At 71.7% G+C, this 9,903-nt stretch carries 12 protein-coding genes and 1 tRNA gene; 5 read left to right on the forward strand and 8 right to left on the reverse strand.

Annotated elements, in window-relative coordinates; genetic code table 11:
* The first annotated feature begins 24 nt into the window (after window positions 1-24).
* The gene (locus H483_RS27645; RefSeq protein WP_017836544.1) at window positions 25-414 is read left to right on the forward strand and encodes a CBS domain-containing protein; all 390 of its coding nucleotides are present in this window, start codon (window positions 25-27) and stop codon (window positions 412-414) included.
* A 35-nt stretch (window positions 415-449) separates the two neighbouring features.
* On the opposite strand, the gene H483_RS27650 is transcribed toward H483_RS27645, so the two are convergent.
* Window positions 450-531, reverse strand: a tRNA-Leu gene (locus H483_RS27650).
* A gap of 58 nt (window positions 532-589) precedes the next feature.
* On the opposite strand from H483_RS27650, the gene H483_RS27655 reads away from it, so the two are divergent.
* Together H483_RS27655 and H483_RS27660 are read left to right on the forward strand one after the other, a co-directional pair.
* Complete coding sequence (locus tag H483_RS27655; protein WP_017836545.1) at window positions 590-1,147, forward strand: hypothetical protein; 558 nt, start codon at window positions 590-592, stop codon at window positions 1,145-1,147.
* Window positions 1,144-1,518, forward strand: a complete 375-nt coding sequence (locus H483_RS27660; protein WP_017836546.1) for a DUF3817 domain-containing protein — start codon at window positions 1,144-1,146, stop codon at window positions 1,516-1,518. Before H483_RS27655 ends, H483_RS27660 begins: the two co-directional genes overlap by 4 nt.
* A gap of 6 nt (window positions 1,519-1,524) precedes the next feature.
* Here the strand turns inward: H483_RS27660 and H483_RS27665 are convergent, their stop codons facing one another.
* The 7 genes from H483_RS27665 to clpS form a co-directional block, all read right to left on the reverse strand.
* A complete protein-coding gene (locus H483_RS27665) occupies window positions 1,525-2,175 on the reverse strand; it encodes a non-canonical purine NTP pyrophosphatase (RefSeq protein ID WP_017836547.1) in 651 nt (216 codons plus the stop codon).
* Window positions 2,172-2,963 carry a ribonuclease PH gene (gene rph / locus H483_RS27670; RefSeq protein ID WP_031264802.1) on the reverse strand — a complete coding sequence of 264 codons (792 nt, stop codon included), beginning with the start codon at window positions 2,961-2,963 and terminating at the stop codon, window positions 2,172-2,174. The genes H483_RS27665 and rph overlap by 4 nt, the downstream gene beginning before the upstream one ends.
* Before the next feature lie 66 nt (window positions 2,964-3,029).
* On the reverse strand, window positions 3,030-3,809 hold the full coding sequence (locus H483_RS27675) for an MBL fold metallo-hydrolase (RefSeq protein ID WP_017836549.1): 780 nt from the start codon (window positions 3,807-3,809) through the stop codon (window positions 3,030-3,032).
* Between the two features lie 82 nt (window positions 3,810-3,891).
* On the reverse strand, window positions 3,892-4,707 hold the full coding sequence (gene murI / locus H483_RS27680) for a glutamate racemase (RefSeq protein WP_031264803.1): 816 nt from the start codon (window positions 4,705-4,707) through the stop codon (window positions 3,892-3,894).
* Window positions 4,704-5,390: a rhomboid family intramembrane serine protease gene (locus tag H483_RS27685; protein WP_017836551.1), complete on the reverse strand. Its 687-nt coding sequence runs from the start codon at window positions 5,388-5,390 to the stop codon at window positions 4,704-4,706. The genes murI and H483_RS27685 overlap by 4 nt, the downstream gene beginning before the upstream one ends.
* A 10-nt stretch (window positions 5,391-5,400) precedes the next feature.
* Window positions 5,401-6,012: a DUF2017 domain-containing protein gene (locus H483_RS27690; protein ID WP_017836552.1), complete on the reverse strand. Its 612-nt coding sequence runs from the start codon at window positions 6,010-6,012 to the stop codon at window positions 5,401-5,403.
* Window positions 6,013-6,016: 4 nt separating this feature from the next.
* Entirely contained in the window at window positions 6,017-6,310 is a 294-nt protein-coding gene (gene clpS, locus H483_RS27695; RefSeq protein WP_042329498.1) for an ATP-dependent Clp protease adapter ClpS, read from the reverse strand.
* A 104-nt stretch (window positions 6,311-6,414) separates the two neighbouring features.
* On the opposite strand from clpS, the gene H483_RS27700 reads away from it, so the two are divergent.
* Complete coding sequence (locus H483_RS27700; RefSeq protein WP_017836554.1) at window positions 6,415-7,761, forward strand: nicotinate phosphoribosyltransferase; 1,347 nt, start codon at window positions 6,415-6,417, stop codon at window positions 7,759-7,761.
* Between the two features lie 63 nt (window positions 7,762-7,824).
* The coding region (locus H483_RS27705; RefSeq protein ID WP_017836555.1) for an ATP-dependent DNA helicase at window positions 7,825-9,903 on the forward strand (2,079 nt) is incomplete at its 3' end.

Below are 9,903 nucleotides of genomic sequence, written 5' to 3' on the forward strand. Positions count from 1 at the left end.
GTACGACCCCACAGGAGGTCCCCCATGCTCACCGTCACGCAGGTCATGGTCCCCGAGGTGATCACCATCTCGCCGTTCGCCACCCTGCGCGAGGCGCTGTCGATGATGCGCGCGAAGCGGGTCAAGAGCCTCGTGGTGGAACGCCAGCACCCCCACGACGCCTACGGCCTGCTCAGCTACAACGAGTTGCTGCGGGCGATCATCGTCGAGGAGGGCGACGTCGACCTGCTCAACGTGTACGACGCCGCCGTCAAGCCCGCCATCTCCGTGGGTGAGGACCTGTCGGTGAACCAGGCCGCGGCCATGATGAGCCGGTACCACCTCAACCGCCTGGTCGTGGTCCGCGGCAACGAGCTCATCGGACTGCTCACGATGAACGACATCCTCGCGCGCCTGATCGACGATCTCGACTGACCACACGAGCTCGACCGGCCCGCGACCGACAACGGTGCGCCCGGGGAGACTTGAACTCCCACGTCCGTAGACACTGGAACCTAAATCCAGCGCGTCTGCCAATTCCGCCACGGGCGCCAACCCGGGGGTACCGGGCGAGGTGAGCTTACCGCGCCGACGGCGGTATCGTTGAGGGGTGTCCGACAGCCTGAGCACCCACACGGTCGGAGGCGACGCCGCCTCCGGTCCGCCGGCTCCCGCCAAGGTCAGGCACCGCCCCTCGTGGATCGCGTTCGTTGTCCTGGGCTCGATCTTCTGCCTGGGGATGGGGCTCTGGCAGCTGGACCGCTACCAGGAGGCCACGGGCACGGTCCAGAACCTCGGCTACACCTTCATGTGGCCGTTCCTGGCGGGCTTCCTCGTGTACGCCTACCTGAGGTATGTACGGCTGGAGGCGGACGAGGCCGACACGGCCGTGTCCGAGGCCGGTGCCGGTGCCGCCGGACACGCGGACGGTGAGGGTGACGACGACGAGGTCGGCGCCCGCCCCGGCGGTACGCCCCCTCGCCGGGGTGCGCGCCGGCGGGAACGGGCCGTCACGGAGATCCCCGCCGACCTCCTCCCCGCCCGGCGCCCCGTCGCGGAGGAACCGACCCGCGACGAGGGGTTGGAGGCCTACAACTCATACCTCGCCGAACTGGCCCGCCAGGACGCGGCCGCCGGCGACCGTCACGAGGAGAGAACCGACACATGACCGTTGACGCCACCCCGGAGACCGACCACCGCAAGCCGGACCCCGGCGGGAAGATCCGCGGTGCGCTCGCGCGGTACCGCGTCCTGGCGTGGATCACCGGTGTGTGGCTGCTGGTCCTGACGGTGGAGATGATCTACAAGTACCTGATCATCGAGAACTCCTCCGACGCCCCCGACTGGTTCACCTACATCGGCCAGGCACACGGTGTCTTCTACATCTTCTACCTGTTCATGACACTCGACCTGGCCATCAAGGCCCGCTGGCCGGCCTCCCGCACCCTGCTGACCGCACTGGCCGGGACGGTCCCGTTCCTGTCGTTCTGGTTCGAGCACATGCGGACCCGGGACGTCAGGTCCGAGTACGCGGTCTGAGCTGGCTCAGCGCCGCATCCCGCGCTCAGCGAGCTCCCGCAACGCCGGCACGAGCGCCCGCAGGGCCCGACCGCGGTGGGAGTCGGCGTCCTTCTCCTCCGCCGTGAGTTCGGCGGCGGAGCGGTCCGAGCCCTCGGGCAGGAACAGCGGGTCGTAGCCGAATCCGCCCTCGCCGCGAGGCCCCCGCAGCACCTGTCCGGCCCACCGCCCCTCCGCGACCCTCTCGACGGGGCCCTCCGCGGACGGTTCCGGGTCCGGAGCCGAGTACACCAGGGCGCAGCTCGAGACGAAGGCCGCGCCACGACGCTCGTCGGGCACGTCCGAGAGCTGTGCCAGCAGCAGCGCGTTGTTGGCCGCGTCGTCGCCGTGACGGCCCGCCCAGCGAGCGGAGAGCACGCCCGGCATCCCGTTCAGCGCGTCCACGGCCAGCCCGGAGTCGTCGGCCAGACACGCCAGGCCCGTCGCCTTCCACCCGGACCTCGCCTTGATCAGGGCGTTGTCCTTGAATGTCGCGCCGTCCTCCGGCTCCTCGGGGAAGTCGGGCACCTCGTCCAGGCCGATCGGTTCGATGCCGTCGATCCCCGCGGAGTCCAGGACCCGTCGCAGCTCGGCGAGTTTCTTGGCGTTCCGGCTGGCGACCAGCAGCCGCACGGTCACCGCTGACGCCCCGCGCTCCGGGCGGCCGGGGGCATCGGCAGCTCGCCGGGGTAGGGCGCCGCGAGGGCCTGTCGCTGCAGCTCGAACAGCCGCTCGCAGCCGGCCTGGGCCGAGTCCAGCATCGCATTAAGGGTGTCCCGTCCGAACGCGGCGCCCTCGGCGGTCCCCTGGACCTCGACGAGCTCCCCGGCGTCCGTGCAGACGACGTTCATGTCCACCCCTGCGCGCGAGTCCTCCTCGTAGGGCAGGTCGCACAGGACACGGCCGTCCACCACGCCGACGCTCACGGCCGCGACCGCACACGTCAGCGGGTTGCCGGTGACGGCGTCCTTGGCCGCCAGCCAGGTCACCGCGTCTGCCAGCGCGACGTAGGCCCCGGTGATCGCGGCGGTGCGGGTGCCGCCGTCAGCCTGGAGTACGTCGCAGTCCAGAGCGATGGTGTTCTCCCCCAGCGCGGACAGGTCGATGCACGCGCGCAGCGACCGGCCCACCAGGCGGCTGATCTCGTGGGTGCGTCCCCCGACCTTGCCGCGGACCGACTCGCGCCCCGAACGCTCGTGGGTCGCAGCCGGGAGCATCGCGTACTCCGCGGTCAGCCACCCCAGGCCCGACCCCTTGCGCCAGCGCGGCACGCCCTCGGTCACGCTCGCCGTGCACATGACGCGGGTCTGGCCGAAGGTCACGAGAACCGAGCCGGCCGGGTGCGAGGTGAATCCGCGCGTGAGGGTCACGTCGCGCAGGTCGCCGTCCGCGCGTCCGTCTGTTCTGCCGTCAGTAGATGAGGTCACGCCCGCCGATCCTAGCGGCCACCGCCGCTCGTCGACCGCGCAGCTCTCGAGCGAGAACTCAAGAAGCTAGACCTCGAGTCGCAGATCCGGTTCCGCCAGCATGACCTCGCCGTCGAACTCCGCGGCGGCCTCCGCGCGCACGGCCTCGCTGTCCGTCCACGGCGGGATGTGGGTGAGGACCAGCCGACCGACCCCTGCCAGTCGTGCGGTGCGACCCGCCTCCGCACCGGACATGTGGATCCCCGGTGGGCGGCCCTCCTCGTGGGTCCACGACGCCTCGCAGAGGAACACATCCGCCCCCGCCGCGAGCTGGATCAACGCCTCGCAGTAGGCGGTGTCGCCGCTGTAGGCCAGGACGCGACCGTCCGCCGAGGTCAGCCTCAGCCCGTAGGACTCCGGCGGGTGATCCACCCGGTCGGCCCGCACACGCAGGGCCACCTCGTCGTCGTCGCCCCTCAACTCCACGTCCGGAGTGACCTCCCACGACCCCACCTCGAACGTGTCCGAGAGATCGTCCACGGCGCCCGGCTCCTCCGACGAGGCGACGCCGATCCGGTAGGCGGTTCCGGAGGGTCCGATGAGCGGCATGCGCACGGCGTGCTCGGCCTCCGGGCCGAAGCGTCGCAGCACCAGCAGGCCCGGGACGTCGAGGCAGTGGTCGGCGTGGAGATGGGACAACAGGACGGTGGCGGTCTCCGGCGAGACGTACCGCTGCAGAGCCCCCAACACCCCGGGACCCATGTCGATCACGACGGGCCCGATCCCCTCGACCTCCACCAGATACCCGGACGCCGGCGAGGTGGGTCCGCCGATACTCCCCGAGCAACCCAGGACTGTCAGAAGCATGGGCACCATCGTGCCACGACCCGCCCGCCGCCGCCCGGGGTGTGCTCCCGAGGGCGGTCCCGGGCCCGTCGGCGGGGAGGAGTCACACCGCGGCCGCGCGGCCGACGGCCACCAGGTCGGGGCCGAGGAACCGGGACGCCACTCGACGGAAACTGTCCGGGTCACCGGTCACGAGGAACTCCCGCAGGGCCGGGGTCTGCGCGTCGTGGGGCCGCAGCAGGTCCTGGGAGGTGAGCACGCGCACCACGTCCTTGGCGGTCTCCTCAGCGCTGGAGACCAGCGTGACGTGATCGCCCACCGCGAGCTGGACCACCCCGGACAGCAGCGGGTAATGGGTGCACCCCAGGACCAGGGTGTCCACGTCGGCGTCCCGGATCGGGGCGAGGTACGCCTCCGCCAGGCCCAGGACCTGCCGGCCACTGGTGATGCCGCGTTCGACGAACTCGACGAACTTCGGACACGCCACCGAGGTCAGCTCGACCCCGGTCGCGGCGGCCACGGCGTCGTCGTAGGCCAGGGAGGCGACCGTGGCGCGCGTGGCGATCACCCCGATGCGACCCGACCGCGTGGTGGCCACCGCCCGCCTGGCCGCCGGCTGGATCACCTCGACCACCGGCACCGGGTAGCGCTCGCGCGCGTCCCGCAGCATCGCCGCCGATGCGGTGTTGCACGCGATCACCAGAGCCTTGACCCCCCGGTCGACGAGGGAGTCCGCGACCGCCAGGGCGTGCTCGCGGACCCGCGCCAGCGGCAGGGGCCCGTACGGCCCGTGGGCCGTGTCCCCCACGTAGATCAGCGATTCGTCAGGGAGCTGGTCCATGATGGCCCGGGCCACGGTGAGACCGCCCGCCCCGGAGTCGAAGACCCCGATCGGGGCCAGTGGGTCCGGGGTCGTCACCTGCGCGGACCGGAATTCCACCCCGGCTGCCCGGCGGTGACCGCCTGCGGCCTGCGGTCACGCTTGAGCCCATAGGCCGAGAGCACGCCGCCGATGGCGCCACCGAGGTGCCCCTGCCAGGACACGCCGTCCAGCATCGGGGACAGACCGGCGAGCGCCTCGAACCCGTAGTAGAAGCCGATGACGAGCCCGACCAGCAGGTGCAGGAACCGCCGGGAGAACAGTCCACGGACGATCACGTAGAAGATGTAGCCGAACACGATCCCCGACGCGCCGATGTGCACGGTCCCCGGCCCGCCCAGGATCCACGACACCACGCCCGACGCCAGCCACGAGATGAGCGTGACGCTGATCAGGGGCCGGATACCGGACATCGCGATGATCGACCCCAACACGAGCAGGGCGATCGAGTTGCCGATGAGGTGAGCCCAGTCCCCGTGGAGGAAGGGTTGGAAGATGATGCCGAGCAACCCGTCGGTCGACAGGGGGCGGACACCGTAGTTGTCGAGGGTCTGGGGCGGCCCGATGGCGGCCTGGATGACCTGATCAGCCGCCTCGACCACCCACATCAGCGCGACGAAGGCGAAGAGCAGGATCAGTGCCGGCCAGCGGCGCGGTCCCTGGGGGACGGGCCGGGCGGTCTGGACGCCCCCCGACCGGAACGTGCGTGGATCTGGATTCACCGTGCTCTCCTCACTTCCCCGTCAGAACCGAACACAGGGAGTCCTGCATGAAGGTCAACCAGTGGTAGACGTCCAGGTGCGCCGACCTCGGGTCGTCCTCCTCGACGAACTCGGGGATGTCCGTGGCCGGGACCCCGTCCACCGCTCCGGCCTCGAGCAGCAATGCGCCCAGGCCGAGCCGCACATCGTTGAGACAGCCCATCCACGCCTGCGCCTGCTCGGGGCTGAGCGAGACCGTCCCCCCGCGTGCCGGGAGCGACCTCAGGACCGTCGAGGCCGCCGCGAGTTTGGCGTCGATGATCTCCGGTTCGTGGAGCATGCGCATCCCCGAGTTGTGGGCGCGGGCCACCGCCGCGGCATCCGCGTCGGACGCGCTCCCCGGTTCGGGCCGATGAAAATCCGGGAGCAGGCGGGCGAGCGGGGCCTCGGCGGGGAGCTCGGAGTGGCCGCTGCGCATCCCGGTGATCTCGGCCAGCTCATCCCCCGGTGCGGAGTCGCGACGCTGCTCCAACATGTCGACCATGTTGGACACCAGGGCGTGGAGGATCTGCACCTCGTGCCCCTCCATGACCGCCTTGACCCGCGGGCCGGTGAGGGAGGTCTTGCGCTGCCAGGCCTTCACGAGCTCAGGCCTCCCGCTGCATCGTGGCCCACAGTCCGGCCTCCTGCAGCTTGCGGACGTCGTTCTCCACCTTGTCCCGGCTCCCGGAGGAGACCACGGCGCGGCCGTCGTTGTGGACCTTAAGCATAAGCTCGTGCGCCTTCTCGCGGCTGTAGCCGAAGACCCGTTGGAACACGAAGGTGACGTAGCTCATCAGGTTGACCGGGTCGTCCCACACGACCGTGAGCCAGGGACTGTCCACCCCGGCGTCGCGCTCGGTCTCCGTGGCTTCCACGGGTGCGGCCGACGGCATCGCCATCACGGGGACGACGCTCCGGACGTCCGCGTTCTGTGTGGTGACGGTGTGCATAGGGCCAAGGATACGGATTACCGCCGGGTCGGCCACGCCGTAGAGTCGTCCGGGTGACCTCGACCGCGCCGACGCGCGCCCCTCACCCGCCGGGCCGTCCGTCCACCGCCCTACTCACGGACAAATACGAGCTCACGATGATCAGTGCCGCGCTGGCCGACGGCACCGCCGACCGTCCCTGCGTGTTCGAGGTGTTCGCCCGGCGGCTGCCCGCCGGTCGCCGGTACGGCGTCGTCGGAGGCACCGGCCGGCTCCTGGAGCGTCTCCGCGACTTCCGCTTCGGGGAGCAGGAGCTGGCGACGGTGGCCGACTCGCTCGACGAGCGGACCCTCGGGTGGTTGCGGGACTTCCGTTTCACCGGGCGGATGGACGGGTACCCCGAGGGGGAACTGTTCTTCCCGGGGTCCCCGGTGTTGACCGTCAGGGGCGGGTTCGCCGAGTGCGTGCTGATGGAGACACTGGTGCTGTCCGTACTCAATCACGACAGCGCGATCGCGTCCGCCGCCGCGCGCATGACCTCCGCGGCGGACGGCCGCCCGATCATCGAGATGGGCTCACGCCGCACGCACGAGGAGGCCGCGGTGGCCGCGGCCCGCGCCTCGTACCTCACGGGGTTCGCCTCCACCTCGAACGTCGAGGCCACCCGACGGCACGGGGTCCCCTCCGCCGGCACGTCGGCGCACGCGTTCACGCTGCTGCACACCGGTCCGGACGGCCCCGACGAGGCGTCCGCCTTCCGCTCGCAGGTCGCCGCCCTCGGTGTGGGCACCACCCTGCTGGTGGACACGTACGACATCACCCGTGGCGTGGCCACGGCGATCGAGGTGGCCGGTCCCGGGCTGGGCGGGGTCCGCATCGACTCGGGCGATCTCGGGATGCTGGCCCGCCAGGTGCGTGTGCAGCTCGACTCCCTGGGCGCCCACGGGACCAGGATCGTGGTCTCCGGGGACCTCGACGAGTACGCGATCGCGGCGCTGCGGGCCGAACCCGTCGACGCCTACGGGGTGGGTACCCGGTTGGTGACCGGCTCGGGCGCCCCCACCGCGGGGATGGTCTACAAGCTCGTCGAGGTGGACGGGATACCGGTGGCCAAACGATCGACCCACAAGGAGTCCCTACCGGGCGCCAAGCGAGCGGTCCGCCTCCACCGACGGTCCGGCACCGCGGTCGAGGAGGTGCTCCTGCCGTGGGCGGGGTCCCTGAACGCTGAACCCGGACTCGATCAGAGGGATCTGATGGTCCCCCTGATGCGAGACGGCGACCCCGTTCCGGACCTGCCGACCCTGGAGGAGTCGCGGGCGTTCCACGAGTCTGCGATGGTGACGCTGCCGTGGGAGGGCCTGGCGTTGAGCGAGGGCGAGCCGGCAGTCCCCGTGCGTGTGGTGCCGCCGCGTCCGTAGCGCTCGTCCACCCGCAGCCGGGCACACCTCTGGATCGTCGGATCGGGCCGCTAGGGTGACCGGGTGACCGACTCGCTTCCCCCTGTCTCCGAGCTGCTCGCCACCGCGGTCGAGAGCCTGGGCGGCACCGAGCGGACGGGACAGGTCCGGATGGCCGAGGCGGTGGGCAACGCCCTGGCCACCGGCGAGCATCTGGCCGTCCAGGCCGGGACGGGGACCGGGAAGTCGTTGGCCTACCTCGTGCCGTCGCTGCGGCACGCCGTGGAGACCGGGGGCACCGTGGTGGTCTCCACTGCCACGATCGCCCTGCAGAACCAGCTCGTGGACCGCGACCTCCCCCGCCTGGCCGCCGCCCTCAAGCCTGAACTCGGGGTGACGCCCTCACACGCGATTCTCAAGGGCCGCGGGAACTACCTGTGCCTCCACCGCGTCGCATCCGGCCCGGTCGACGAGGCCGATCCGGAGGAGGTGGTGTCCGAGGAGTTGTTCGACCTTCCCCTCGGGGGCGAGTCCACGGCCGCCCGCACCCCCCGCGAGTCCTCCCCGCGCGACGCGGGGCCCGGGTCGCGACTCGGCCAGGAGATCGCCCGACTGCACGACTGGGCGCAGGACACCGAGACCGGGGACCGCGACGACCTCCCTCGCGGAGTCTCCGACGCCGCGTGGCGACAGGTCTCGGTGACCAGCCGCGAGTGCCTGGGCCAACTGTGCCCCGAATTCTCCGAGTGTTTTGCCGAACTGGCCCGCCAGGAGGCGGGACGAGCGGACGTGGTGGTGACCAACCACGCACTGCTCGCGATCGACGCCATGACCGACGTCTCCGTCCTGCCCGAACACGACGCTGTGGTGATCGACGAGGCCCACGAACTGTCCGACCGCGTGACCGGGGTGACGACGGCCGAACTCACCGGTGCCGCCGTCATCCAGGCGGCGCGGCGCGCGGCCAAGCTCGTCGATCAGCAGACCGCCGACCGCATGGTGGCGGCCGGCGAAGGACTGGCGAGTCTGCTCGACCTGTGCCCCGAGGGGCGGTGGGACCTTCTTCCCGAGGGCGCCGACCTCGCGCTGGCGGCGGTCCGGCACACCGCCGAGAACTGCCGGAGCGCGGTGCCCGGGCCCAAGCCCGGCGAGGTCGCGAACGATCCCCAGGGCGCCTCCGACCGGCAGAAGACCCTCGCGGCACTGGACGAGGTCGCCGACGCGGCCGACCGCATGCTCTCCTCGTTCGAGCGCCCGGTGACCGAGCGCCTGGAGATCGTGTGGATGAGCGAGGAGGACCGCCGGGGCCGGATCCTCCGCGTGGCCCCGCTCTCCGTGGCCGGCCTGCTGCGGGCGCGCCTGTTCGCCGAGTCGACGGTGATCCTCACCTCCGCCACGCTGACCACCGGCGGGAAGTTCGACGGGTTGGCGGCCACCTGGGGGCTTCCGCCGGCCTCGTCCGCCCGACCCGACCCCGCGACCGCCGTCGCCCTGGAACCCCCGTCCGACGACGACGCCGGCAGTCTCCGCTGGACCGGGCTGGACGCGGGGTCGCCCTTCGACTACCGGCGCAACGGCATCCTCTACGTGGCCTCGCACCTTCCGGCGCCCGGCCGGGAGGGCGCCTCCCCCGAGGCGGAGGACGAGCTGGCGGACCTCGTCACCGCCGCCGGCGGACGCACCCTCGGGCTCTTCTCCTCGATGCGCGGGGCCAAGGCCGCGGCGGAACTGCTGCGCGAACGACTCGACACCCCGGTGCTGTGCCAGGGCGAGGACTCGACCGCCAACCTGGTGGCGCAGTTCGCGGCGGACGAGGAGACCACGCTGGTGGGCACCCTCTCGCTGTGGCAGGGCGTCGACGTGCCCGGACGGTCGCTCTCGCTCGTGGTGATCGACCGCATCCCGTTCCCACGGCCGGATGACCCCCTGCTCTCGGCTCGCCAGCGCGCGGTCGGGGCCCGCGGCGGCAACGGCTTCCTCGCCGTCGCCGGCAACCACGCCGCACTGCTCCTGGCCCAGGGCGTCGGGCGGCTCCTGCGGCGGACCGACGACCGGGGCGTCGTGGCTGTGCTCGACTCCCGGTTGGCCACCGCCCGCTACGGCGGGTACCTCCGGGCCTCCCTGCCGCCGTTCTGGCAGACCACCGACCGAGACGTGGTGATC

The organism is Dietzia sp. UCD-THP, assembly GCF_000349585.1.
GTDB lineage: Bacteria > Actinomycetota > Actinomycetes > Mycobacteriales > Mycobacteriaceae > Dietzia > Dietzia natronolimnaea_A.